Origin of the sequence: Delftia sp. WSY_7 (assembly GCF_043104845.1) — a bacterium.
Taxonomy (GTDB): domain Bacteria; phylum Pseudomonadota; class Gammaproteobacteria; order Burkholderiales; family Burkholderiaceae_C; genus Comamonas; species Comamonas tsuruhatensis.
This window is the reverse complement of record NZ_JBICLB010000005.1, coordinates 162211-186998: the sequence shown is the minus strand read 5'-3', so window position 1 is coordinate 186998 and position 24788 is coordinate 162211. Positions and strand designations below refer to the sequence as shown.

Here is a 24788-nt window from a genome sequence, read left to right as displayed (position 1 = left end):
TGCATCGCTCCGTGCCGATCCGGCGCGTATGCTTGCCCGTGCAGCCTTCATGCGTATGAAGGGGGCAGGATAATGGCGCAATGACTGATGCCACCTTGCTGCAAGGCCCGTTCGGGGTGCAAGGGCCTGCCCGGCCCGGAGCGTGGCGTGCGCTTGCGAGGGACCTGCCATGGCTTTGATGATCACCGACGAATGCATCAACTGCGATGTCTGCGAACCCGAGTGCCCCAACGATGCAATCTCCATGGGCGAGGAGTACTACGAGATCGAGCACAGCAAGTGCACGGAATGCGTGGGGCATTTCGATGAACCCCAGTGCGTGCAGATCTGCCCCGTGGCCTGCATTCCCGTGAATCCCGCCCACGTGGAAGACCGCGAGACGCTGATGCAGAAATACCTGCGTCTGCAATCCCAGGCTCCCGCCGCTTCCTGATCGCTCAGCCCTTGTCGCTCTCGGCTGTGGCCGGGCGCACGGGCTTGGGGCGTGGAGGCTTGGTGGTGTGGATCAGCAAGGTCGCCTTGTCCATGTCGCCCGCCTGCAGCTCGGGCCAGGCCTTGAGCGAATGGGCAATGCTGTCCTCGATCAGCTGGCGCTGGTCGGGCGCGGGCTTCTTGAGCACCCAGTTGGCGACTTCGGCCTTGTGCCCCGGGTGGCCTATGCCGATGCGCAGCCGCCAGTAGTCGGCCGAGCCCAGCTGGGCATGGATATCGCGCAGGCCGTTGTGGCCGCCGTGGCTGCCGCCGCGCTTGAGCTTGACCTGGCCTGGGGCGAAGTCCAGTTCGTCATGGACCACGAGGACCTCCTCGGGCTGGATCTTGAAAAAGCGCGCCAGCGCGCCCACCGATTTGCCGGACAGGTTCATGAAGGTCTGCGGCTCGAGCAGCCAGACACTCTCGCCACGCACGCTGGCGCGGGCCATGAGGCCGAAGTAGCTGCGCTCGGGCACCAGGTGGACCTTGAGTTCGCGCGCCAGCGCATCTATCCACCAAAAACCCGCGTTGTGGCGGGTGTCCTCATACTCCGGCCCGGGATTGCCCAGGCCGACAAACAATTTGATCATCGGGCGATTATCTCCATGGCGGCCTCAGCAGGCAGGCGATGGTGTTCACCATGCAAAAGGCCCACGCGAGGTGGGCCTTTTGCAGGTTGCGGCAGCCGCAGCCGCCGCAAGGGAAAGCCAAGAATTACTTCTTGCCCTTCTTTGCCGGAGCGGCCGGGGCCGCTGCGGGAGCTGCGGATGCATCAGGAGCCACTTCGGGCAGCTTGATGGAGATCAGGGCCGGGTTCTTGTTGGAGCCGCGCACCACAGCCTTCACGCCGTTGGGCAGCTTGACGTTCTGCAGGCCCAGGGTCGACTTGGAGGTCAGGCCGCTCAGGTCCACCTTGATGAACTCGGGCAGTTGGGCGGGCATGCACACCACGTCCAGTTCATGGATCAGGGGAGTGATGGTGCAGTTCTCGACCTTGACGGCCTGGGACTGTTCCATGCCTTCGAAGTGCAGCGGCACCTTCAGGTGAACCTTGGTCTTGTCGTCAACGCGCTGGAAGTCCACGTGCAGGATCAGCTGCTTGTAGGGGTGGAATTGCACGTCGCGCAGCACGACCTTGGAGGTCTGGCCGTTGACTTCCATGTCCAGAACGCTGGAATGGAACACTTCCTTCTTCAGGGCGTGCCACAGGGCGTTGTGATCGATCTCGATCAGTTGGGCTTCGGCAGCACCGCCGTAGACGATGCCAGGGGCCTTGCCCGAATTGCGCAGACGGCGGCTCGCACCCGTACCTTGCTTGGCGCGCTCAAAAGCGACGAATTGCATAACTAACTCCTAGATGGATGGACCGCGACCAGCCTCATCCGTTGATAAAAGAACGCCTGCCCCGTGCGGAACAGGCTGCTCTTGCGGTGTCCCGGGATGGTCCTGAAACCATCCCGGAACGCGCAAACCTCCCGAAGGAGGTTTGCTGGTTCAGACCACAGGGGCCGATATTTTATTCGGAGAACAGGCTCAGCACCGAATCGCCGGTGGAAATCCGCTGGATTGTCTGGGCAATCAGGGGGGCCACGGACAGTTGGCGGATCTTGCCGCAAGCCTGGGCTTCGGCGCTCAGAGGAATGGTGTTGGTCACCACGACCTCGTCCAGTGCACTGCCGTTGCCGATGCGCTCGATGGCCGGACCCGAGAAGATCGGGTGCGTGCAATAGGCGTAGACGCTCTTGGCGCCACGCTGCTTGAGCACTTCGGCTGCCTTCACCAGGGTGCCGGCGGTGTCGATCATGTCATCCATGATCACGCAGTTGCGGCCGTCGATGTCGCCGATCACGTGCATGACTTCGGAGACGTTGGCCTTGGGGCGGCGCTTGTCGATGATGGCCAGGTCGCAGCCCAGCTGCTTGGCCAGCGCACGGGCACGGACCACGCCACCCACGTCGGGCGAGACAACGATCAGGTCTTCGTAGTTCTTCTGGCGCAGATCGCCCAGCAGCACCGGCGTGGCATAGATGTTGTCCACGGGGATGTCGAAGAAGCCCTGGATCTGGTCTGCGTGCAAGTCCATGGTCAGCACGCGCTCGACACCCACGGCCTGCAGCATGTTGGCCACGACCTTGGCCGTGATCGGCACGCGGGTGGAGCGCGGGCGGCGGTCCTGGCGGGCATAGCCGAAGTAGGGAATCACCGCGCAGATGCGCTCGGCCGATGCACGCTTGAGGGCGTCCACCATGACCAGCAGTTCCATCAGGTTGTCGTTGGTCGGTGCGCAGGTCGATTGCACGACGAAGACGTCGCGCGTACGCACGTTCTGCTTGATCTCGACGGCGACTTCTCCATCGGAGAAGCGACCCACGTCGGCTGCACCCAGCGTGGTGCCGAGGTGCTGAACGATTTCAGCGGCCATGCCAGGATTGGCATTGCCGGTGAAGACCATGATGTCAGGATGATGTGAATGCATTGAGCGCCCCAGTACGATGGGTTTGCCTTGACGCGAAAGACGTTTGGCAGGGGAGGAAGGACTCGAACCCTCGCATGCCGGAATCAAAATCCGGTGCCTTTACCAACTTGGCGACTCCCCTACACAGGCCCTCTGCCGCAGGCAGACAGCCTATAAACTCTCATCTTTGAGCCAATCCTTGAGGGGATGGGCCTGCAGATTCCTGCAAACTCTGACATTCCAGATGCCTGGGGCATTCTCGAAGTCGATTGTTTGCGTCAGTGGTGCAAATACTGCACTTCCCGAGCCCGTCATTCTAGCACGCAGTTTGAAGGACTTGAGCCAATCAATGGCTTTTTTCACTTCAGGCTGCAGCCTTTCGGCGACGGGCTGCAAGTCGTTCTGGCCAAAGCCATAGTGATCTGCAGCAAAGTCGGCGATTGTAGCATGGGCATGATCGCGCTTGAGGTCGGGGGCGCGGAAGATGGACAGGGTTTCCAGTCCCGCCTCGGGCTTGACCACCACGAACCGCTGGGGCGGCAGGGCATGGCTGTGCTCCAGCGGCGTGATGTGCTCGCCTATGCCCTCCACCCAGGCGGAGCTGCCGCACAGAAAGAAGGGCACATCTGCGCCCAGGCCCAGTCCAATGCGCTGCAGTTCGCGCCGGGTCAGGTTCAGTTGCCACAGGCGGTTCAGCGCCATGAGGGTGGATGCCGCATCCGACGATCCTCCGCCCATCCCGGCCTGTGCCGGCAGGCGCTTTTCCACGCCTATGTGCACGCCCTGGCTGCAGCCGGTGGCCTGCTGCAGCGCGCGTGCGGCCCGCATGATGAGGTCGTCGGCAGGAAGGGCCATGCCCGAGAGGTTCTCGCGGCTGACGTTGCCGTCGCCGCGCTTGTCGAAGTGCAGCGTGTCGTGCCAGTCCAGCAGCATGAAGACCGATTGCAGCAGGTGGTAGCCATCGTCTCGGCGGCCGGTGATATGGAGGAACAGGTTGAGCTTGGCCGGAGCCGGCACGTCGTGGAGCGAGCGCATGGGCTGGAGAGGATGAGAGGGATGGAGGCGGGTGCGGCGGGATGGGGGGGGCAGAGGGCGCGCCCGGCGCAAATCAGGGTGTGTCGAGCACGATGCGCAGCGCTGCCGGCGGCTGCGGGTCATGGCGCCGGGCGGACAGCCGGCCCTGCTCCATGCGGGAGAGATCGACCTGCCAGCCTGCGGCTGCGGTGGCCCGGCCCTGCAGCCAGTCGAACAGGGCGGCGATGGGCAGGTCGCTGCCCGTCAGCTCTTGCACCAGCGTGGGCAGCGAGTCCGAGGTCTTGCGGTCCTCGCCTTGCTGCAGGCTGGCCTGTCCTGGCGCCCAGAGCAGGCGTGCCAGCGTCGATCCCAGGGGGGTGAACAGCAGCAACTCGCCGCGCTGGGGTGTGCCCAGCAGCTCGAAGCCTGCGCTGAAGGATTGGTTCTGCGCATCTTCCACCTGCAGCGCCAGTCGGCCCGACCAGTGCCCGGCGGCGGCCGGTGCTGCTGCATCGGCCTGGAGCTGGCGGGGTGGCAGGGCGCAGCCGGCCAGAGTCAGTAGCGCCGTGGCAGCAGCCGTGGCGCACAGCTGCCGGCGTATGAGCATGCGGCGCAAACGATGGGGCACGGGGTGGGGCACGGCGCGGCGGCTCAAAGCGAGACGCCCAGGCGGCGCAGGGTGTCGCGCAGCGTGGTGTTGTCGGGGCTGGAGGCCAGGCCCTGGCGCCAGATCTTCTGCGCGCGTTCGCGATCGCCCTTGACCCAGAGCACCTCGCCCAGGTGCGCCGCGATCTCCACGTCGGGGCGGGAGGCGTAGGCGCTTTCAAGCAGCTTGAGCGCTTCGTCCAGGTTGCCTTGGCGGAATTTCACCCAGGCCAGGCTGTCGGTGATGAAGGGGTCGCCTGGCGACATCTCCAGCGCCTTGCCCACGAGCTTTTCTGCTTCGTCCAGATGGATGCCGCGCTCGGCGAAGGAGTAGCCCAGCGCGTTGTAGGCATGCTGGAAGTCGGGCCGACGCGCGATGATGCCGCGCAGCAGCCGCTCCATTTCGTCATGCTTGCCGATGCGCTCCGCGAGCAGGGCCGTGTCGTAGGCCAGTTCGGCGTCTTCGGGGTCCTGTTTTTGCAGCTCGGCCTGCAGCGCATAGGCCTGGGCATTCTGATTGGCGTCGCGCAACAGCTGCACTTCGGCCAGGCGCTTGAGCCGTTGCTGGCTGGGGCCGCTGGCAGGCACGGCTTCGATCAGGGCGCGCGCTTCCTTGAGCTTGCCCTGGCGTGCAAGCAGGCTCGCTCGGCGCGCCTGCACGCTCAGCAGGTTGGGGGCATCGTCGATGCGGCGCAGCAGGGCATCGGCCTCGTCGAACCTGCCTTGCTTTTCAGCGATCTGTGATTGCAGCAGGTAGTACTGGGACTGGCCGGCGCTGCGCGCCACGCCGGCAGGAATCTGCGGCACGAGCTTGCCGAAGCGCTCGGTGGACGCCTGAGCCGCACCCACATCGTTCGTTTGCAGCTGCAGGGCGGCCAGCGTGGCCCAGGCTTCGGCGTAGTCGGGCGAATCCATGGTGATGGAGACCAGTTGCTGCCGGGCCTCGTCCAGGCGCTGCTGACCCAGCAGCACGCGGGCATAGGCCATGCGCATCTGGGCTGACGGGTTCTTGGCCAGGTAGCGCTTGACGATGGGTTCCGCCTCCGGCATGCCGGCTTCCAGCAGCTCCATGGACAGCAGGGCCACGGGGCCTGTGTCGGGCGTCAGCGCCTGGGCCTTTTGCACGGCCTGCATGGCTGCGGCCTTTTGCCCGGCGCCCAGGCGCATGTGGCCGATGGTGGCCCAGGCCAGCGGGCCGCTGGCCGGATTGTCGGTTTCGCCGGCCATAGCCTGCTCGACCACATCGGCAGCAAGGGCCTTGTCGCTGGCGTTGTTGTAGAGCTGGGTGATGCCCAGATAGGTGGCGGGCTTGGACGGAGCGGGCGTGGCCTCGATCTCGCGCTTGAGATAGCTGCCGGTATCGGCGATGCGGTTCAGCGCCACCAGGATCTGGAGCACGAAGCGGTTGGCATCGCGTGACTGGGGAAAGGCGTCCAGCCAGGCGCGGGCATTGGCCAGTGCGCGCTCACCGGAGCGCGACTGCAGCGCCAGTTCCGTGCCACGGCGGTACAGCTGCTCGCTGCCGCTGGTGCGCGCAGCCTCCATCATCATGGCCTGGGCATCGCCCAGCGCGCCTTCGCTGGCAGCGATTTCGCCGACCAGGATCTCGTAGAACAGTTCGGCGTTGAGCGCTGCGCGCTCCTCTTCGGCAGACGCGGCGGCGGACGATGGAGGTTCCGGGGATTCCGTCTCGATGGTGGCTGCGGTCTTGCCAGGCAGTGCCCAGGCAGTGGCGGAACCCATGGCCAGGGCTGCTGCCACGGCGAGTCCCTGAAGGCGAAGGCGATGATCCATCGAATCATAATAATCGAAGCCTCGGCCCGCATTTCGCACAACCTCAGTACAACCCGGATCGCATGCCCGAATTGCCAGAAGTAGAAGTCACGCGGCGTGCGTTCGCCTCGCAGATCGCCGGAGCGCGCATTGAATCCGTGGCGCTGGGCAAGCCATTGCGCTGGCCTCTGGGCATTGCCCCCGAGCTTCTGACCGGGCGCGAGGTGCACAGCGTGCGCCGGCGCGGCAAGTACCTGCTGATGCAGCTGAGCGAAGGCCTGCTCATGCTGCATCTGGGCATGTCGGGCAGCCTGCGTTTCGTGGCGCCGCACGAGCTGCCGCTGGGTCCGGCGGGCGCGCATGACCATTTCGATCTGCACACCAGCAAGGGCCAGCTGCGCCTGCACGATCCGCGCCGGTTCGGTGCGGTGATGTATGTGCCGGCCGAGAACGATCCCTGGGCGCGCAGGCTGCTGGACCATCTGGGAATGGAGCCGCTGGATGACAGCTTCCTGTTCGAGACCTTCAAGGCCGGTCTGAAGGCCAGCCGTACGCCCATCAAGCAATTGCTGCTGAGCGGCAGCGTGGTGGTGGGCGTGGGCAATATCTATGCGTCCGAAGTGCTGTTCATGGCACGCATTGCGCCCACGCAGCCGGCCTGCGAGGTGGGGCCGCGCAAGGTGCGCCGGCTGTTCGAGGAGATTCGCCGCGTGCTGGAACTGGCGGTGGAGCAAGGGGGCACGACGCTGCGTGATTTCTCGGCGCCCGACGGCATGGCAGGCCACTTCCAGCTGCAGGCCAAGGTGTATGGCCGCGAGGGCCAGCCCTGCACGCATTGCGGCTCGCCCATACAGCTGCTGCGCCAGGGCCAGCGCAGCACCTACTTTTGCGCGCGGTGTCAGAAAGCGTGAGATGGCCTCAAAAAGAGGAGCGAATTCTCAACGTCTCGTAACGCTTGTGGAGGCCAGTCTGCGCGAGATTCATATCGGGTCTGTGCGGGAAGCTCACATTTCTGAAAAATCACCCCTCAGCCGCGCTGGATTGATGGTGAAATATTGTTTCATTTGTAAATAAACGATGTTTTGCCCTGAATCCCCCCGTTCCAGGGGCCGGCCTTGGGGCGCTGCTGCGGGCAAAACGGGGCGACGGTGCTATATTTTGATGAGAAAAGGCATCACGCTTGCGGCGCAATGTCGAGGCGATCACTAAGCATCGGCAGGCATTGGCGATGCAATGGCGGGGGAAACACGTGGGACCATCATTCAACGAGCAATTCGACCAGCACGGCGCATGGCGCCGTGGCTTTGCGCAGCAATTGCATGCGCTGCGCGAATGGTTGCAGTCCCAGGAGCTGCTGGATGTCGCTGTGCAGGAGCGGCTGCAGCGGCTGGAAGCCCAGGTGCGCGGCGACAAGGTCATGGTGGCCTTCGTGGCCGAGTTCTCCCGCGGCAAGTCCGAGCTGATCAACGCAGTCTTCTTCGCCCACTACGGCCGCCGCCTCATGCCGGCCAGCGCAGGTCGCACCACCATGTGCCCGGCCGAGCTGGGCTGGGAAGCCGAACTGCAGCCCAGCCTGCGACTGCTGCCCATCGATACGCGCGAATCGCTGGAAAGCCTGGGCCAGTGGCGCGCCCGGCCCGAGGCCTGGCTGCAGCTGCCGCTGGATGTGAACAATGCCCAGCAGATTGCCGACACGCTGGCCAAGGTGGCCGAGGTGCGCAAGGTGTCGGTGGATCTGGCGCGAACCTGGGGCTTCTGGCATGACGATGACCAGGGCGGCAATCCCTTCGTGGATGAGCAGGGCCTGGTGGAGGTGCCCATGTGGCGCCACGCGCTGATCAACATGCCCCATCCCCTGCTGAAGCAGGGGCTGGTCATTCTGGATACGCCCGGCCTGAATGCCGTGGGTGCCGAGCCCGAGCTGACCGTCAACCTCATCCCCCAGGCCCATGCCGTGGTCTTCGTGCTGGCGGCCGATACCGGCGTGACCAAGTCCGACCTGGCCATCTGGCGCGACCATGTGCTGCCGCCCGATGCGGCGTCGGGCCAGCAGGCACTGGCCGATTCGCGACTGGTGGTGCTCAACAAGATAGATACGCTGTGGGATAGCCTCAGCTCCGCGACGCAGGTGCAGGCCCAACTGCAGCGCCAGCGCCAGGAATCGGCCCAGATGCTGGGCCTGCCTGTGGAGCGGGTGTTGCCCGTGTCGGCACAAAAGGGCCTGGTGGCCAAGGTGTCCGGCAACGAGGCGCTGCTGCAGGCCAGCGGGCTGCCCATGTTCGAGAACATGCTGGCCGAGGGCATCATGGGCCAGCGCCAGAAGGTGCTGCAGACGGCTGTCAGGGCCAATGTGCAGCAGTTGCAGGTCGAGGTGGAGCGCGTGCTCAATATCCGCCGCCGCGACCTGGACGACCAGATGGCCGAGCTGCGCAGCCTGCGCGGCAAGAACGCCAGCGTGATTGCCTCCATGCGCAACCGCATCGAGAGCGAGCAGCGCGATTTCGATGCCAGCGCCGCCAGGATCCAGGCCGTGCGCCTGGTGCACATGCGCATGCTGCGCGACATCTTCCGCCAGCTCGGTTCCAGCGCGCTCAAGCAGGAACTGGTCGATCTCAAGGAGGCGCTGGAGCAGCGCGGCCTGAAGCTGGGCGCGCGCAAGGTCTACGCGGAAACCTTTGAACGCCTGCGCACCGTGGCGACCCGGGCCCAGGCGCAGGCCGGCGAGATCCAGTCCATGCTGGGCGCGACCTTCAAGGAACTCAATGCCGAGTTCGGCTTCTCGCTGCAGGCTCCTGCGCAGCTGGAGCTGACCGAGTTCGGCGGCGACCTGCAGCGCATCGAGGCCAGCTACACCCAGTACCTGGGCCTGGGCCACGCGCTCAGGCGCAGCAATCCCGCGTTTGCCCAGCGGCTGATCAAGGCCCTTGCCATGCGTCTGCGCACGGTCTTCGAGTCTGCGGCCAACGACGTGGACATGTGGAGCAAGTCCGCCACGGCCCAGCTGGATGCCCAATTGAAAGAGCGCAAGCGCAGCTTTGCCCGCCGCATCGAAGCGGTGGACCGCATCCAGAATGCGGCTTCGGGCCTGGTCGAGCGCATTGCCGAAATCGAGGCCGCCGACGAACAGCTCACGGCCTTGCAGCTGCAGCTGGGACAGGCCACCATGGAACTGCTGCAACCCCTGTCGCCCACGCCCGCCTTCCCCGGCCTGGCAAAGGCTGCACAGGAAACTTCACTGACTGCTTGATATCTTGACCTTTCCCTCGATTGCCACGCCCGTCGTGCAGTGGCAGGCGTCGCATGGACGCAATCACCTGCCCTGGCAGCAGACGCGCGATCCCTACCGCGTCTGGCTCTCTGAAATCATGCTGCAGCAGACCCAGGTGAGCACCGTGCTGGGCTACTACCAGCGCTTCCTTGATGCCTTTCCCGATGTCGCCAGCCTCGCGGCCGCGCCGCAGGATGCCGTGCTGGCGCTGTGGAGCGGCCTGGGCTACTACAGCCGTGCGCGCAACCTGCACCGCTGCGCCCAGGCCGTGGTCCAGGAGTGGGGGGGGGCCTTTCCACGCAGGGCCGAGGATCTGGCCACGCTGCCCGGCATAGGCCGGTCCACGGCGGGCGCCATCGCGTCCTTTTGCTTTTCCGAGCGTGTGCCCATCCTCGATGCCAATGTGCGGCGCGTGCTCACGCGCGTGCTGGCCTTCGATGCCGATCTGGCCGTGTCCAGGAACGAGCGCGAACTGTGGGACCTGGCCCAGCAGCTGTGCCCCACCGAGGACCTGCAGCAGGCCATGCCCCGCTATACCCAGGGCCTGATGGATCTGGGTGCCACCATCTGCACGCCGCGCAAGCCCAGCTGCCTGGTCTGTCCGCTGCAGCCGCAGTGCCGGGCGGCCCGCTTCGGCAATCCCGAAAACTACCCCGTGCGAACGCGCAAGCTCAAGCGCAGTTCCGAGGCCTGGTGGCTGCTGATCGCCGTGGACGGGCAAGGCCGCGTCTGGCTGGAGCGCCGCCCGCAGCAGGGCATCTGGGCGGGCCTTTATGCGCCTCCCGTGTTCAATGAACGCGAGGCGCTGGAGCAGGCCGCCGCACGGCACTGGCCCGCCGCACGATCCGCCGACTGGACCGAGCTGCCGGCTTTCCTGCATGTGCTCACCCACCGTGATTTGCATCTGCATCCGGTGCGCGTGTCTGTCCATGGCAGCGGCCCGGATGCTGCCATGGCAGACGGCCAGGGCTGCTGGGCCGATGCCAGGGCCTGGGCCGACATGGGCCTGCCGGCCCCGGTGCGCAAGCTGCTGGATGCGCAGTTTGCGGGCTGAAGCCCAAGGCCGCCGCGTCTTCCTAGAACGTGCGGCGCGGCAGGAGCAGGGCGCAGCGCAGCAGCATCCACGCCAGCCATTGTTCACGTGCGCCCGGCTTGCGCCGTGCGCGTGCGGCGGCCTCGGCAATGTGCAGACGCAGGCTGAACAGGGCCTGGCGGTCGCCCCTTTGCACCGCCTGGTGCCAGGCCTGCTCGCAGCGCTGGCGTTCCAGCGCCTGATCGAGCGGGCTGCGCACGCCGGGCACATCGGCCGTGCCAGGGGTGTCGGTGAGGACGTTCATGGCTGCAGCGCTCCCACGGTTGGGCGGGTGCCTGCGTCTGCATCGCCGCGGTCGCCATCCTGCCGGCCAAAGGCATACCAGTCCACATGCCGTGTGCAGACCATGATCAGGGCCAGCACGGCGAACAGCGCGATGGAGCCCACGATGAGCGCGCTTTGCTCCAGCTGCAGCAGCACATACAGCAGGCCGTAGAGCGAGGCGATTCCCGCAGCAAACGGCAGGCCGCGCTGCAGGCTGCCCAGGATGTGGCTCGCGTAGTAGGCCAGCAGCAGCACGCAGGCCGAGGCAGCAATGCCGTAGGCGCTGGCAAATCCCATGTGCTCCGACAGGCTGATCAGCAGCAGGAAGAAGCTGCACAGCGCCGATCCCACCAGCAGGTACTGGATGGGGTGCACGCGCAATTGCTTGAGCACCTCGAACAGGCCGACGGCCACAAAGGTCAGCACCACGAAGAGCAGGCCGTACTTGGTGGCCCGGTCGCTCAGCGAGTAGGCGTTGATGGGATCCACGAAGTCTGTGTCCAGCGACTCCAGGCAGGGGCCGCTGCTGGGTGCGTGCGCCGTGGCGGCGTATTCCTCCATGTCGCGGCGGCCTGGCTGGCACAGCGGCTGCTGGTCGGTGAAGGCCTGGCGCGCGGAAGAGGCCAGTGCCGAGAGATTCCAGCTGGCGTTGAATCCCTTGTCGCTGACTTCACGCCGGTTGGGCAGGAAGCTGCCGCCGAACGAGGGGTGGGGCCAATCGGCCGACAGCTGGACCTGGCTGTGGCTGCCCAGCGGCACGAAGGCCAGCTTTTCGGTGCCCACCAGTTCCAGGGCAATCTTCAGCTCAAGGGGCTCGTCCTTCTTGAGCAGGGCAGGCGCCAGCTCCGCCTGCAGGCCTTGCGAGTAGCGTTCCAGCGAGGTGCCGGGTCCCACGTCCAGGCTCTTGCCGCCGGCCTCGATGGTGGCCGAGCGTATGCCGCGCGGATCGGTCAGCGACAGCGCCACCCGCAGTGCGCCGCAGCGCACGGTCTGGTTGGCCGCCGTGTCGATGGAGGGCTTTTCCAGGTACTGGGCGGCGTTCGTGAAGCTGGCGCTGATGCTGTCCTGCATGGCATAGGTGCTGACCTGGTGCAGGCCGCGCGAGCGCTCTTCCATGCGTGCCGTTGCCTCATGGCGCAGTTGGTCGGGCAGCAGCATGCGCTGGAACTGGCGCGTGGTCCATTCCGTCTTGCTGCCCTTTTCTATGCCGGTGGTCTCGGTGCAGTTTTGCACCAGCACCGGGCCCATCAGCGTCTGGCGTCCGGCCAGGCTGGCGACCACGCCCTGCACGGCGTTGTCGCGGTTGCGTATGCGGTCGCGCACCACGTCATGTACCAGGCCCAGGCCCAGCATCAAAAGGCCCAGCATGACCAGCAGGGCCACGCCTTTGGCAAGCAGTCGGTTCTTCATTCCACATCCCGTTCGTTGATCGTGGACGCAGTCTGGGCGGTGGCTGTGTGGCCGGAATGAAGTGTGTGAAGCGGGTGTGAAGTCGGATTCGCAGGGCCGATAGGGGAGCGTCAGTGTGCCCGCAGTGGCCAGTTCAGCGTGACACGCAGCCCGGGCTGGGCGTTGGCGGCCTGCATGCTGCCGCCGTGCAGCAGCATGATGCGCAGCACGATGGACAGGCCCAGTCCCGTGCCGCTGCGTTCTCCGTTGGGGCGGGGGGTGGTGAAGAAGCGCTCGCCCAGCCGGCCCAGCAGGGCCTCGGGCACACCGGGGCCGTGGTCGCGCACGCTGACACGGCCGGGCTCCAGGTCCACTTGGATGCTGCTGCCCTCGGGGGCGAAGTCGATGGCGTTGCTCAGCAGGTTGCTGAGGGCAAGCACCACCAGGTCCTGCTCCCAGGGGCCGCTGCTGTCCTGGCCTTGCAGCACCAGCTGGATGCGGCGCTGGTGCGCTGCGCTGTGGACTTGCGCCATGGCCTGTTCGGCACAGGCCTGCAGGCTGCAGGCCGTGTGCGCGTGCAGGGCGCGGCGCTGCTCCAGCTGGCTCAGGCGCAGCAACTGGTCCACAAGGTTCTGCAGGCGCTGGCACTGGTCCACCACCTGGCGCGCGAACAGCTCGCGGTCGGCGGCGGGCAGGTCTTCCTGCAGCAGCTCGCCTGCGCCACGGATGGCGGCCACGGGGCTCTTGAGTTCGTGCGTGAGGGCGCGCACATAGCCCTCGATGTAGTCGCGTCCTTCCAGGCGGCTGCGCATGTTCTCCATGGCACGGGCCAGTTCGCCCAGCTCGCCGGGCATGCGTGGCGCCTCGGGCATGGGCGGGGCGGTGGTGGGGGAGGCGGCCTCGTTGAGCGTGGGCGCCTGTACCTGCTGGGCATAGCTGCGCAGGCGCCGCACATGGATGACCAGCCACCAGGTCACGGCAAAGCCCACGCCGGCCGACAGCAGCAGGAACAGCAGGCCGCCGCGCAGCATCTTGCTTTCCGCGCTGTCCACGATCTTCTGCACCGAGTGCGCGGGCTTGGAGGCCGTGAGCACGCCCGCAATGCGGCCTTCCACCATGATGGGTGCCGACACATACATGACGCTGCTGGCCTCGTCGTTCTGCACCTCGCGCGTGGTGCGTGCGCCGTATTCGCCGCGCAGCGTGCGGTGCACGTCGCGCCAGCGCGAGTAGTCGGCGCCCTGGTCCAGGCCGGCCGAGTCGAACAGCACCAGGCCTTGCTGGTCGGTGATGGTGACGCGCATGTCCAGGCTGGTCTTGCGCGTGTCCCAGATCCAGACCTTGACGGTCTGGTTGGCATAGGCCTGCATGTGGTGCGCGAAGCGGCTGTCCGCGGGGCTTTGCTGCAGCACGCCGCTGGCCATGTCGTCGCTGGCCAGCGCGGCCAGGGCGTAGGCGGTTTCGACCAGCGTGTCCTCGGTCACCTTGCGCACGCTGGGCTTGACCTCGACCATGAAGACGCGCAGCACGAAGAATGCGGCCAGGCCGTTGATGACGAAAAAGGCGAAGAACAGCCGCAGTCCGAGGCGCATGGCGTGCGGCGGCGTGTCAGCCCGGCAGCGTCAGGCTGTAGCCCATGCCGCGGTGGGTGGTGATGAAGTCCTGCTGCGGCACCTGGGCACGCAGCTTGGCGCGCAGGGTCTTGACGTGGGTGTCCACGGTGCGGTCCGTGCTGTCGCTGTCCTGGCCCCAGATGCTGTCGAGCAGGAACTCGCGGCTCAGGATGCGTCCGGGGCGCTCCAGCAGGCAGCGCAGCAGCTGGTACTCGCGCCGCGTCAGCTCCAGGGGCACGCCCTGCATGCGCACGCGCTGGCCTTGCGTATCGATGCTGAACAGGGCATCTGCCGGCGGCGCTGTGCTGGCTGTGGGCGCGGGCTGCAGGCGCTGCGCACGGCGCAGCAGGGCGCGGGTGCGGGCCACCAGCTCGCGCGGGCTGAAGGGCTTGGTCAGGTAGTCGTCGGCGCCCAGCTCCAGGCCCAGCACGCGGTCCATTTCCTCGCCGCGTGCGCTGAGCACCAGCAGCGGCACGGCGGCGCCGGCCTGGCGCAGCTCGCGGCACCAGTCCAGGCCGTTGCCATCGGGCAGGCCCACGTCCAGCAGCAGGGCATCGGGCGGCTGCGCCTGCCATTGCGCGCGTGCGTCTGCCAGCTGCAGGCAGTGGCGCACGGCAATGCCGTCGCGCTCCAGCGCATAGCAGACGGTGCGCGCGATGGCGGGATCGTCCTCCACCAGCAACACGCGCGGGGCGTTCGTCATCGGCATGCCTTGCATCGCAGTATTCCGGGAGCGGACCCTGGCGCTTCAGATGTCGTGCGCAAGCAGGTCGGCAGGCTTGGGGGTGGGCCGGCTGTCCAGCGAGCGGTGCCGGCACAGCGTGGGCCAGCGCGGGGCGAAGTGCCGCGCCAGTTCCTCGACCAGGAAGACCGAGCGGTGCTGGCCCCCCGTGCAGCCGATGGCCACGGTGACATAGCTGCGGTGGTTGCTGGCCATCATGTCCAGCCAGGATTCCAGGAACTGCTGGATGTCTCGGCGCATCTGGTCCACGCCGGGCTGCTGGCGCAGGAACTCGGCCACGGGCGCATCCATGCCGGTCAGCGGGCGCAGCTGGGGTTCGTAGTGCGGATTGGGCAGCATGCGCACATCGAACACATAGTCGGAATCCGAGGGCAGGCCGTGCTTGAAGCCGAAGGACTGGAAGACCAGGGTCATCTGGCCCACCGGGGCCGCAATCAGCTCCTTGATATAGCTTTGCAGCTGGGACGAGCGCAGGTGGCTGGTGTCGATGACATGCGATTTCTCGCGCAATTCGCCCAGCAGTTCGCGCTCGGTTTCTATGTCCTGCACCAGGGCGCGGCGGCCCTCGGCGACAGGCCCTTGCGACAGAGGATGGCGGCGCCGCGTTTCGGAGAAGCGCCGCACCAGGGTGCCCGTGGTGGCGTCCAGAAAGACCAGGTGGGGCACGACACCCTGGCGCTGCAGCCGTTCGAGCTGCCCGGGCAGTTGGGGCAATCCCCCGGCGCTGCGCGCATCCATGGCGATGGCCACCTTGTTGCTGTGGCGGCCGTGCTCCAGTTCGACGAAGGCGGACAGCAGCTCGGGAGGCAGGTTGTCCACGCAGTAGTAGCCGGCATCCTCCAGCGCATGCAGGGCGACGGATTTGCCCGATCCGGACATCCCGGTGATCAGCACGATCTCAAGCGACATGGCATCAGCCTCCATTGGTGTTGCGCGCGCCGTTGGCCGCACGGCCCGGCTTGGGCCGGGTACGCTGCGCGTCGGCCTGCGGCCGCTGCCGGCCGGGCCTGCGCGGCGCCGGGCGGGGCGGGGGTGCCTGGCGCGCCATGGCCAGCATTTCGCGGGCATGGGCCATCGTGGTTTCGGACTGGCGCTCGCCGCCCAGCATGCGGGCCAGCTCTGCCTCGCGCGCGGTGCTGTCCAGCGGCTGCACGGTGCTGAGCGTGCCCTGCCTTGCGCGCTGCTTGGCCACCAGATAGTGGTGGTCGGCACAGGCCGCGACCTGCGGCAGATGGGTGACGGACAGCACCTGGCGCGATCGGCCCAGCGCATGCATGAGGCGGCCCACGGTCTCGGCGACGGCGCCGCCCACGCCCGAGTCCACCTCGTCGAAGATCAGCGTGCCGGCCTCGCCCAGCTCGCTGGTGGTCACGGCAATGGCCAGCGAAATGCGCGACAGCTCGCCGCCCGACGCCACCTTGGCAATCGGCTTGGGGCTGGCTCCAGGATGGCCGGCGACCAGGAAGGCCACGCTGTCCACGCCAAAGGCACCAGGGGAGTCGGCCGTGGACAGGGCGGCCTCGAACAGGCCGCCTTCCATGCCCAGGCCCTGCATGGCCTGGGTGATGGCGCGCGACAGGCGCGGCGCAGCCAGGGCGCGTTGCTGCGACAGCACCCGGGCGCTGGCCTGGTAGTGCTGCTGCGCGGATTGCTCTGCAGCGTGCAGGGCCTCGATGTCCACGGCGGCGTCCAGCTGCTGCAGCTCCTGGCGCCAGCCGGCCAGCAGTGCCGGCAGCTCATCGGGCGTGCGGCGGTAGCGGCGCGCCAGCTGCATCCACAGCGACAGGCGCGCATCCAGCTCGGCCAGGCGTTCGGGGTCCAGGTCGGCGCGGCGCAGATAGGCCTGCAGCGAATGGCGCGCATCCTGCACCTGAGCCGTGCACGAGGCCAGCACATCGGCGATGTTCTGGAACTCGGGCTCCAGGTGTTCCTGGTTCTGTATCAGATGGCTGGCACGGCCCAGCGGAGTGATCACGCCGGCCTCGTCGTCCTCCAGCATCTGCAGCGTGGTCTGGGCGGTGTCTATCAGGGTCTGGGCATGCGACAGGCGCGTGTGCTGGGCATTGAGCTCGTCCCACTCGTCGGCCTGCGGGGCCAGCTTGTCGAGTTCGGTGATCTGCCACTGCAGCCGTTCGCGTTCGCGCTGCAGGCTGTCCTGGGCTGATTGCGCATGCTGCAGGGCTTGTCGTGCCTGGCTCCAGCGGCTCCAGCAGGCCTGGACCTCGCGGCTGTCTATGCCCGCATAGGCGTCCAGCAGCGCGCGTGCTGCGTCGGGCCGCGTGAGGCTTTGCCAGGCATGCTGGCCGTGGATGTCGATCAGCTGCTCGCCCAGGGCGCGCAGCTGCGTGGCCGTGGCCGGCGTGCCGTTGATCCAGGCGCGGCTGCGGCCCTGGGTGTCCACTGTGCGCCGCAGCAGCAGGCTGTTGTCCTCGCAGGCCAGGCCTGCCGCCTCCAGCCAGGGGCGCAGCCGCGCGCAGCCGTCGAACTCCACGCAGATGTCGGCCTGGGTGCAGCCTTCGCGCACCACGTCGGCGTCGGCGCGGGCGCCCAGGGCCAGCTGCAATGCGTCGATCAGGATGGATTTGCCGGCGCCGGTCTCGCCGGTCAGCACGGTGAAGCCCGCATGCCAGTCCAGATCCAGTGCCTGCACGATCACGAAGTCGCGCAGAACGATGCGCTTGAGCGCCATGGTCAGGCGCCTCCCTCGTTCCAGCCCAGTTTCTTGCGCAGCGTGGCGAAGTAGTTCCAGCCCTTGGGGTGCAGAAAGCGCACGCTGTGGTGGGCGCGGCTCACGAGGATGCGGTCGCCGTGCTGCAGCGAGGCCAGGGACTGCATGTCGAAATTGGCGCTGACATCGCGCCCGGCCACGACCTCGATCGTGACCTCGTTGGCATCGGACAGCACGATGGGGCGGTTGGACAGGTTGTGCGGCGCAATTGGGGCCATGACCCAGGCGGGGATGGACGGATGCATCATCGGCCCGCCAGCGGACAGTGCATAGGCCGTGGAGCCCGTGGGCGTGGCCACGATCAGGCCGTCGGCGCGCTGGTTGGAGACAAAGCGGCCGCCCACCTCGATGCGCAGCTCCACCATGCCCGAGGTGCCGCCGCGGTTGACCACCACGTCGTTCATGGCCAGGGCCTCGAACACGCATTCGCCCTCGCGGATCACGCGGGCGCACATCAGGGGACGCAGGTCCTCTTCGTACTCGCCCTGCAGCATGGGCGTGAGCGTGGCCTCGAAGTCCTCCAGCGCGATGTCGGTGACAAAGCCCAGGCGGCCCTGGTTCACCCCGATCAGGGGCGTTCCGTATTGCGCCAAGTGCCGGCTCACGCCGAGCATGGTGCCGTCGCCGCCGACGACCAGGCCCAGGTCGCAATGCCTGCCCAGGCCATCGACATCGAGGGTGGGGTAGTCTGTGAGCCCTGCGTGCAGGGCCGATTGGGTATCAAGCACGACTTCGCAGCCCTGGCGCCTGAGGAAGTCCGCAATGCGCTCGAGCGCGTTGCTGGCATTCTCGGACGGGGCGCTTGCGCTGGGAGCGTGGTACTTCCCGATCAAGGCAACGTGGCGAAACGTGGACGTCATTTCTGGAAATTACATCATTAAAATCATCACATGCTCGACGAACGTGCCAAGTTGTTGCTCAAAGCGCTGATCGAGCGTTACATCGCTGACGGCCAGCCTGTGGGCTCGCGGACCCTGTCGCGTGCGTCGGGGCTTGAATTGTCGCCTGCCACGATACGCAATGTGATGGCTGACCTCGAAGACCTGGGGTTGATCATCAGTCCGCACACCTCGGCCGGCCGCATTCCGACCGCCCGGGGCTACCGGCTGTTCGTGGACACCATGCTCACGGCGGACCGTGCAGATATCGTGACGCCCGAGCTCGTGCCCGAGCAGCCGCAGAAAGTCATCGCCAACGCCGCCAACCTGCTGTCCAGCCTTTCCCAGTTCGTGGGCGTGGTGCTGGTGCCGCGCCGTACCTCGGTGTTCAAGCACATCGAATTCGTGCGACTGTCGGAGCGGCGCTTTCTGGTCATCATCGTCTCGCCCGACGGTGACGTGCAAAACCGCGTCATCTTCACCGACGTGGATTACTCAGCCTCCCAGCTGATCGAGGCATCGAACTTTCTCAACAGCCACTACGCAGGCCTGGCCATGGAAGAGGTGCGCGAGCGCCTCAAGGGCGAGGTCGAGCTTTTGCGCGGCGAGGTGGCCACCCTCATGCAGGCAGCCGTCAACGTGGGCACGGAGGCCATGACCAGTGCCCAGGAGGACGTGGTCATCGCGGGCGAACGCAACCTGCTGTCGGTCAGCGATTTCTCCAGCGACATGGGCAATCTGCGCCGCGCCTTCGACCTGTTCGAGCAAAAGACCCAGATCCTCAGGCTGCTGGATTTCTCCAGCCAGGCCGAAGGTGTGCGCATCTACATCGGGGGCGAAAGCCAGGTCGTGCCCTTCGAGGAGCTGTCCGTGGTCAGCGCGCCCTACGAGCTCGATGGCAAGGTGGTGGGCACGCTGGGCGTGATCGGCCCCACCCGCATGCACTACGACCGCATGATCCAGATCGTGGACATCACCTCCAAGCTGGTCAGCAACGCGCTGAGCCACAAGCGCTGAGCCGCGCAGGTTAGGATCTACAATAGCCGTTTGCCATGGCGTGCATCCGCGCTGCCTTGGTGAATCAGGGGCCTTAGCTCATGCTTGGTTAGAGCAGCGGACTCATAATCCGTTGGTGCCCAGTTCGACTCTGGGAGGCCCTACCATCCATTGGTATGAAAAAGCCTGCCGCCTTTCCGGGCGGCAGGCTTTTTTGCTGGGCGCGACGCTGCCGGCTGGCATGGCTGCGCCTGGCTGCCATTGAATGCGACTTCCAGGTTTTTTGCAGAAATATGGCGCTTTTGCCTGGAAGCTCCAAAACCCGCTGCTACAATGCGAAGCGTTGCGGCTGTAGCTCAGCTGGATAGAGTACTTGGCTACGAACCAAGGGGTCGTGGGTTCGATTCCTGCCAGCCGCACCAAAAAACGCAAAGCCCTGAAGTTAAAAGACTTCAGGGCTTTTTCGTTTTCACGGGCCATCCGCCGGGATGACACCCCCGGTCAGGCTTGCTGCGCCTTCGGCAGCACGATGCTGAAGGTGCTTCCCTGGCCTGGCGCGCTTTCTATCTGCAGCTGCCCGCCATGGCGGGCAGCCACGGTGCGTACAAAGGCCAGCCCAAGGCCTGCGCCGTCCAGGTGCTGATGGTGGTCCAGGCGCTCGAAGGGCTGGCTCAGGCGGGCGACGGCCTGTGCATCCATGCCGGGTCCGTGGTCCCGGATGGCGATGCGGCAATGGCCGGCGTCCTGCAGCAGCAGGCATTGCACCGTGGCGCCGCTTGCCGGTTGCCCGTGCGCTCCGTACTTGATGGCGTTGCCGATCAGGTTGACGGCTGCGCGGTGGAGCATGCCCGGGTCGCCCAGCACGGGGCATTCCTGCTCGGGCAGGCTGAATTCCAGCTGCACATGGGCGGCGCTGGCCTGGGCCCAGCAGCTTTCCACGGCCTGGTCCAGCACCAGGCCCAGGTCCAGCTGCTGCCGGCGCAGCGCCTGCTGCTGGGCACGAGCCAGGTGCACGAAATCGTCGGCCAGCTGCAGGGAGGCCTGGGCATAGCCTTCGATGCGCGGGAGCAGCATGCCCAGGTCGGGCGCTTGTACGGAACCACGCTGCATCTCCAGCAAGGTGATGATGGATGCCACGGGCGCCCGTATGTCGTGCGAGATGAACTGCATGGCCTGGTCGCGCTGGGCCTGGGCGCTGCGCAGATCGCTGATATCGACCAGGGTGATCAGCCAGCCCGTGGTGGGCGGAGCCTCGAAGGCCTGGACCAGCAGCATCAGGCTGCGGCCGCGGCCGTCGCGCCCCTCGCTGCTGAGCGGCAGGCCGCCGGCGGCAAGCGCCCTGGCCGTGAGCAGCGGGCTGCCGGCTTGCGGGCCGGGCGCCGTGTCCAGCGCCCGCAGGCCATCGAGCAGCCTGGGAAGGGAGTCGCCAGCGCGCAGGTCGTGATCCAGGCTGCGCGCATAGGCATGGGCCGCGGCATTGGCCAGCAGCACATGGCCCTGGCGGTCGCAGACAAAGGTGGGCGAGGGCAGCTGGCGCAGGCTTTCGCTGACGAAATGGTGCAGGGCGCGCAGTTGCCGCGAAGCCTGCTCGACGGCGGCAATGCGCTGGTCCAGCAGGTCGCCGCCCAGGCGCAGCGCGGTGGGCAGGCCCTGGCCCTGCAGGTCTCGCAGTTCCAGCGCCAGAAAGCGGGCGGCGGCGCGCAGGCGCAGCCAGCTCCACAGCGGATAGGCCAGGGCCAGGCCCAGCAGGGCTGCGGCAGGGGCCGTCTGCACCTGCCAGATGCGTGGTGCCAGCCCGGCCAGCGACAGGCAGGCCAGGGCCAGCAGCGCGCAGGCCAGCATGCCGCCCGAAGGGCCCAGCCAGGCCAGGGCCAGCAGGGCCAGCAGCACGGCTGCGGTGTTGAGCGCACGGTCCAGCCCCGCCGAAGCGCGGTGTACGTGCGAGCCCTGCAGGCTGCCGTTGAGCACATGGGCCAGCATTTCCACGCTGGAGATGGGGCGCGCGCTGGCACCCAGCGGTGCGGTGAACTGCGCTCCCAGTCCGGCGGCCGTCGTTCCTATGAGCACGTATTTGCCGCGAAATGCCGCAGCAGGAATGCGGCCGCGCAGCACGTCGATGTACGAATAGGTGGTGAAGGGCGAGCGGTCACGCGCGCCCTGCTCGGGCCTGGCCTGTGCGAAGGCAATGATCTCCCGCTGGCGGCGCTGCCATGCGGGTGTGCCGGGGTCCAGCGGCGGCACGGGTTCGGGGCGGGCGCATGCGCGGCCGTGCTGGCCCACGCAGTGCAGGGCCAGCGCCATGTGCCACCAGGGCTGCTGCGCGCTGCCTTCAATGGCATGGAAGCTGCGCACGGCGCCGTCGGAATCCACGGGCAGCTGGGTGTGGCCCAGCGCTGCCGCAGCCTGTGCAAAGGCCGGCAGCGGATCCGTGCCCGGCGCCACGGGCAAGGCGGTGCGGCCGCTGCGCTGCAGGACGCGCGCCAGCAGCAGGTCATCGCCGGGATAGTCCAGATCTTCTTCGCTGAGCATCACGTCCAGGCCGATGGCGCGCGGCGGGGCCTGGCTGATGCGCTCCAGCAGGCCCGCGTGCAGGGCACGCCTCCAGGGCCAGCGGCCTATGGCGTCGATGCTGGCATCGTCGATGGCCACGATGACGATGTCCTGAGATGCCTTGGGGCGGTGCAGCCAGCTGGCCGTGTCCTGCACCAGTCCGTTGATGCGCTCCAGCTGCCCGTCACCGCTGAGCCAGAACACCAGGGACAGCAGTCCCGCCGCCAGCAGCAGCCAGTCCCGCCGCAGCCCCCGGCCACGCGCGGGCGCCGGCTGCACCTGCTGCGCCGGCGTGGCGGGACTGTCAGGCGAAGGCGGCAGGGTGGACAAGCGCGGTCAAGGATTGAACGGGTGCGGTTACTGGCGCTGCAGGCGCTCTCCGCTGCCCGATTGCATCATCTCGCCGCTGGCATCGACGATCCAGCTGCCGGTGCGGAACTGGCGTGCGGCCGAGAAATCGCTGCGCAGGCCGTTGGCGTCCTCGATCTGCAGCCGCAGGTAGTAGCTGCCTGCGGGCAGGTCCTCGGTGCTCCATTGCGGCTGGTCGGTCCAGAGGTCAACCAGCGGCGCGGTGAACTCCTGGTCGCGCGCCACCATCACGTGGTAGCGCTGGCCGGGCTCGCCACTCCAGCGGATCTGGCGGCTGCCCTCGGCGGGGCCGTCGCCCATCTGCAGCGCGCTGGCCGAGGGCTGGGGCGGCACGGCCGCCAGCTGCATGGCCTGGGCTGCGGCGAACGGGCCCTGGTCGGGCTTGCCGTCGGCCAGCGTGCGGATGCTGGCGGCGCGCCAAAGATAGCGGCCGGCCGGCAGCCGGGCCAGCGCGGCTGCGGGCAATGTGCAGTCGTTCAGGTCGCGCGCGTCGATGGCGGGTTCGGCAAAGCCGGCCTGGGCATCGGCAGAAACGACCTGGATGCGGTAGCGCACGGCGCCCACCACCTTGGTGCACTGCAGGCCGGCGCGGCCTAGGCCCACGGTGGCGTCGGGCTGCGGTGATTCGTACAGCGGCGGCACGGGATGGGCCTTGACGCGCAGGGCGCGCCGGCTGGCTGCACCCGGAATGCCCTGGGCGTCGATGCCGCGCAGGGACAGTACATAGTCGCCATCGTCCACGCCTGCCAGGCGCAGCGGTGAGGCCGTGGCCTGGAAGCTGGCGCTGCGCAGCACCTGGGTCATGTCCGCGTCGCGCGACAGCTGCAGCTGGTAACGCACGGCGCCGGGCAAGGCCGGCAGGGGCAGGCTGATCCAGTTGGCGTCTTCCGCCAAGGCGGGCCAGGCGGTGATGTCAGGCGCGCCCAGCATGGGGCGGGGTTGGCCGACGCGGCCGTCTGCCGTCACGGCCACGCCCTGGCCGGGGTGCAGCAGCGCATCGCCGGAAGGTGCGCCAGAGGCGTCCGAGCCCACGGCGACCGTGCCTTCATCGACGGCGGCCGCTGTCCTGCCTGCCGCATCGGTCTGCACCAGGAAACGCGTGCCCCGCACGCTGGTCGATGCCGCAGGCGTGCGCACCTCGAAGCGGCGCTGGGCATTGCCCTGCTCGGGGGGGACCGAGGCCTCCACGCTGCCTTCTCGCAGGTCGATCACGGACTGCAGGCTGCCGGCCCGGCCCTTGCGGCGCATCTGGCGCAGCAGGACATCGGACTGCGACTGCACGCGCACCAAAGAGCCATCGGCCAGGCGCACGGCCACAAAGGCGTCCGGCGCAAGCTGCAGTCGATCGCCTTCCTGCAACGTCTGTCCCCTGCGCAGGACCTGGCCTGCGTCTTCGGCCGAGCCGCTTTGGGTGTTGGCCAGATGGTCGAGCGCGCGTGTGCTGCGCGCATCGCCCTGCACGAATTCCACGGAGGCCACGGCGGCGCGCAGCAGGCGCACGGGAATCTCCAGCACGGAGCCGGGCCGCAGGCGGTACGGGTTGGCCACGCCGTTGTGCTGCTGCAGCTGGGTCCACTGGCGTGCATCGCCCAGGTAGCGGCTGGCCAGCTGTTCCAGGGTGTCGCCTGTGGCCACGCGGTGGGCGAGCATGTCGCCGCCGCTGGCGGCGGGTTTGATCTGGGCCTGTGTGGCGGCAGCGCCCAGCAGGGCCAGGCTTGCCAGCAGGCAGGCCCGCGCGACGGGCCCGCGCAGGCTGGCGGCGAGCAAGAGTCTGTTCATGGTGTTTGAGGTGCCGCCTGCAATGCCTCGTCAGGCACGTCCAGGCGGTAGCCGTAGCCGTACACGGCGCTGATGGCGTAGGGCTGACCGGCGCGCAGGTTCAGCAGCGCGCGCAGGCGCGAGATATGTGTGTCCAGCGAGCGTGACTGCACTTCGGCGTTGTGGCCCCACACGGCTTCGCGCAGGTGTTCGCGCGACAGCAGGCGGCCCTGGTTCTGGAACAGCGTCAGGGCGAGCGTGTATTCGCGGTGCGTCACCTCGATGGGCTGGCCATTCATTTCCAGGCTGTTGGTGGTGGTGAGGAACCGGAAGGGGCCGAACTCCAGCACGCTTTGCGTGTTCACCGGATAGGCGCGGCGCAGCAGGGCGGCCATGCGCGCGCGCAGCTCGCCGTGGCGCACGGGCTTGACCATGAAATCGTCTGCGCCGCAGGACAGGCCTTCGACGATGTCGGCCTCTTCGCTGCGGTGGGTGATGATGAGGATGGGCAGCTCGCGGCTCACATGGCCGCGCGTCCACCGCACCAGGTCCGTTCCTTCCATGTCCGGAAGGTGCCAGTCCACGATCAGAAGGTCGAAGCTCTCGCGGCGCAGTTCCAACTGCAGGGCCGAGCCCGTCTGGTAGGTGTGGCAGCTGTGGCCCGTCTCCAGCGCAACCTGACGCAGCATCTCCAGTTGCAGCGGATCATCGTCCAGAGCAGCGATACGCATCCCAATGTCCTTTCACGCAAGCGCCAGAATCCCGGGCGCAGGGCTTGCGGG

Annotated in this window: 21 protein-coding genes and 3 tRNA genes; 7 read left to right on the top strand and 17 right to left on the bottom strand. The window is 67.3% G+C overall.

What is annotated here, in order from left to right; translation table 11 throughout:
• The first annotated feature begins 169 nt into the window (after nucleotides 1-169).
• Nucleotides 170-433, top strand: a complete 264-nt coding sequence (locus tag ACF8ME_RS02170; RefSeq protein ID WP_016445695.1) for a YfhL family 4Fe-4S dicluster ferredoxin — start codon at nucleotides 170-172, stop codon at nucleotides 431-433.
• A 4-nt stretch (nucleotides 434-437) separates the two neighbouring features.
• Here ACF8ME_RS02170 and pth read toward each other — a convergent pair whose 3' ends face one another.
• The 7 genes from pth to ACF8ME_RS02135 all read right to left on the bottom strand — a co-directional run bounded on the left by pth (nucleotide 438) and on the right by ACF8ME_RS02135 (nucleotide 6379).
• The gene (gene pth / locus ACF8ME_RS02165) at nucleotides 438-1061 is read right to left on the bottom strand and encodes an aminoacyl-tRNA hydrolase (RefSeq protein ID WP_016445696.1); all 624 of its coding nucleotides are present in this window, start codon (nucleotides 1059-1061) and stop codon (nucleotides 438-440) included.
• A gap of 124 nt (nucleotides 1062-1185) precedes the next feature.
• Nucleotides 1186-1815 carry a 50S ribosomal protein L25/general stress protein Ctc gene (locus ACF8ME_RS02160; protein WP_016445697.1) on the bottom strand — a complete coding sequence of 210 codons (630 nt, stop codon included), beginning with the start codon at nucleotides 1813-1815 and terminating at the stop codon, nucleotides 1186-1188.
• A gap of 172 nt (nucleotides 1816-1987) precedes the next feature.
• Nucleotides 1988-2947 carry a ribose-phosphate pyrophosphokinase gene (locus ACF8ME_RS02155; protein ID WP_026063011.1) on the bottom strand — a complete coding sequence of 320 codons (960 nt, stop codon included), beginning with the start codon at nucleotides 2945-2947 and terminating at the stop codon, nucleotides 1988-1990.
• 44 nt (nucleotides 2948-2991) lie between these two features.
• Nucleotides 2992-3068 (bottom strand) — tRNA-Gln (locus tag ACF8ME_RS02150).
• A gap of 29 nt (nucleotides 3069-3097) precedes the next feature.
• On the bottom strand, nucleotides 3098-3961 hold the full coding sequence (gene ispE, locus ACF8ME_RS02145; RefSeq protein ID WP_392415073.1) for a 4-(cytidine 5'-diphospho)-2-C-methyl-D-erythritol kinase: 864 nt from the start codon (nucleotides 3959-3961) through the stop codon (nucleotides 3098-3100).
• A 73-nt stretch (nucleotides 3962-4034) separates the two neighbouring features.
• Nucleotides 4035-4547 (bottom strand): outer membrane lipoprotein LolB, encoded by a 513-nt coding sequence (locus ACF8ME_RS02140; RefSeq protein ID WP_047326560.1) that lies wholly within the window; start codon nucleotides 4545-4547, stop codon nucleotides 4035-4037.
• Between the two features lie 44 nt (nucleotides 4548-4591).
• Complete coding sequence (locus tag ACF8ME_RS02135) at nucleotides 4592-6379, bottom strand: tetratricopeptide repeat protein (protein ID WP_026062311.1); 1788 nt, start codon at nucleotides 6377-6379, stop codon at nucleotides 4592-4594.
• Nucleotides 6380-6441: 62 nt separating this feature from the next.
• Here ACF8ME_RS02135 and mutM point away from each other — a divergent pair, with 62 nt between their 5' ends.
• The 3 genes from mutM to mutY all read left to right on the top strand — a co-directional run bounded on the left by mutM (nucleotide 6442) and on the right by mutY (nucleotide 10680).
• Nucleotides 6442-7269 (top strand): bifunctional DNA-formamidopyrimidine glycosylase/DNA-(apurinic or apyrimidinic site) lyase, encoded by an 828-nt coding sequence (mutM, locus tag ACF8ME_RS02130; protein ID WP_016445702.1) that lies wholly within the window; start codon nucleotides 6442-6444, stop codon nucleotides 7267-7269.
• 338 nt (nucleotides 7270-7607) lie between these two features.
• Complete coding sequence (locus tag ACF8ME_RS02125) at nucleotides 7608-9605, top strand: dynamin family protein (RefSeq protein WP_017405122.1); 1998 nt, start codon at nucleotides 7608-7610, stop codon at nucleotides 9603-9605.
• 4 nt (nucleotides 9606-9609) lie between these two features.
• A complete protein-coding gene (gene mutY / locus ACF8ME_RS02120; RefSeq protein ID WP_392415072.1) occupies nucleotides 9610-10680 on the top strand; it encodes an A/G-specific adenine glycosylase in 1071 nt (356 codons plus the stop codon).
• A gap of 22 nt (nucleotides 10681-10702) precedes the next feature.
• Here the strand turns inward: mutY and ACF8ME_RS02115 are convergent, their stop codons facing one another.
• The 7 genes from ACF8ME_RS02115 to ACF8ME_RS02085 form a co-directional block, all read right to left on the bottom strand.
• Complete coding sequence (locus ACF8ME_RS02115; RefSeq protein ID WP_016445705.1) at nucleotides 10703-10963, bottom strand: hypothetical protein; 261 nt, start codon at nucleotides 10961-10963, stop codon at nucleotides 10703-10705.
• Entirely contained in the window at nucleotides 10960-12393 is a 1434-nt protein-coding gene (creD, locus tag ACF8ME_RS02110; protein WP_392415070.1) for a cell envelope integrity protein CreD, read from the bottom strand. Before creD ends, ACF8ME_RS02115 begins: the two co-directional genes overlap by 4 nt.
• Before the next feature lie 110 nt (nucleotides 12394-12503).
• A complete protein-coding gene (gene creC / locus ACF8ME_RS02105; protein WP_392415069.1) occupies nucleotides 12504-13964 on the bottom strand; it encodes a two-component system sensor histidine kinase CreC in 1461 nt (486 codons plus the stop codon).
• 16 nt (nucleotides 13965-13980) lie between these two features.
• Nucleotides 13981-14703: a two-component system response regulator CreB gene (gene creB, locus ACF8ME_RS02100; protein WP_016445708.1), complete on the bottom strand. Its 723-nt coding sequence runs from the start codon at nucleotides 14701-14703 to the stop codon at nucleotides 13981-13983.
• Between the two features lie 30 nt (nucleotides 14704-14733).
• Nucleotides 14734-15636, bottom strand: coding sequence for an RNase adapter RapZ (gene rapZ, locus ACF8ME_RS02095; protein WP_392415068.1), 903 nt, complete (start codon nucleotides 15634-15636; stop codon nucleotides 14734-14736).
• Nucleotides 15637-15640: 4 nt separating this feature from the next.
• Nucleotides 15641-17416 (bottom strand): DNA repair protein RecN, encoded by a 1776-nt coding sequence (recN, locus tag ACF8ME_RS02090; RefSeq protein ID WP_313280297.1) that lies wholly within the window; start codon nucleotides 17414-17416, stop codon nucleotides 15641-15643.
• 2 nt (nucleotides 17417-17418) lie between these two features.
• A complete protein-coding gene (locus ACF8ME_RS02085; RefSeq protein WP_016451050.1) occupies nucleotides 17419-18315 on the bottom strand; it encodes an NAD kinase in 897 nt (298 codons plus the stop codon).
• Between the two features lie 30 nt (nucleotides 18316-18345).
• Here ACF8ME_RS02085 and hrcA point away from each other — a divergent pair, with 30 nt between their 5' ends.
• From hrcA to ACF8ME_RS02070, 3 genes are all read left to right on the top strand, one after another.
• Nucleotides 18346-19350: a heat-inducible transcriptional repressor HrcA gene (gene hrcA, locus ACF8ME_RS02080; RefSeq protein WP_016445711.1), complete on the top strand. Its 1005-nt coding sequence runs from the start codon at nucleotides 18346-18348 to the stop codon at nucleotides 19348-19350.
• A gap of 67 nt (nucleotides 19351-19417) precedes the next feature.
• Nucleotides 19418-19496, top strand: a tRNA-Ile gene (locus ACF8ME_RS02075).
• A 178-nt stretch (nucleotides 19497-19674) separates the two neighbouring features.
• Nucleotides 19675-19751 (top strand) — tRNA-Arg (locus ACF8ME_RS02070).
• 79 nt (nucleotides 19752-19830) lie between these two features.
• Here the strand turns inward: ACF8ME_RS02070 and ACF8ME_RS02065 are convergent.
• The 3 genes from ACF8ME_RS02065 to ACF8ME_RS02055 are packed head-to-tail and all read right to left on the bottom strand — an operon-like array spanning nucleotide 19831 to nucleotide 24737.
• On the bottom strand, nucleotides 19831-22209 hold the full coding sequence (locus tag ACF8ME_RS02065; protein ID WP_280047522.1) for a CHASE2 and HATPase_c domain-containing protein: 2379 nt from the start codon (nucleotides 22207-22209) through the stop codon (nucleotides 19831-19833).
• A gap of 27 nt (nucleotides 22210-22236) precedes the next feature.
• A complete protein-coding gene (locus ACF8ME_RS02060; protein ID WP_392415065.1) occupies nucleotides 22237-24027 on the bottom strand; it encodes a FecR domain-containing protein in 1791 nt (596 codons plus the stop codon).
• Complete coding sequence (locus ACF8ME_RS02055; RefSeq protein WP_016445714.1) at nucleotides 24024-24737, bottom strand: response regulator transcription factor; 714 nt, start codon at nucleotides 24735-24737, stop codon at nucleotides 24024-24026. Before ACF8ME_RS02055 ends, ACF8ME_RS02060 begins: the two co-directional genes overlap by 4 nt.
• Nucleotides 24738-24788 lie beyond the last annotated feature (51 nt).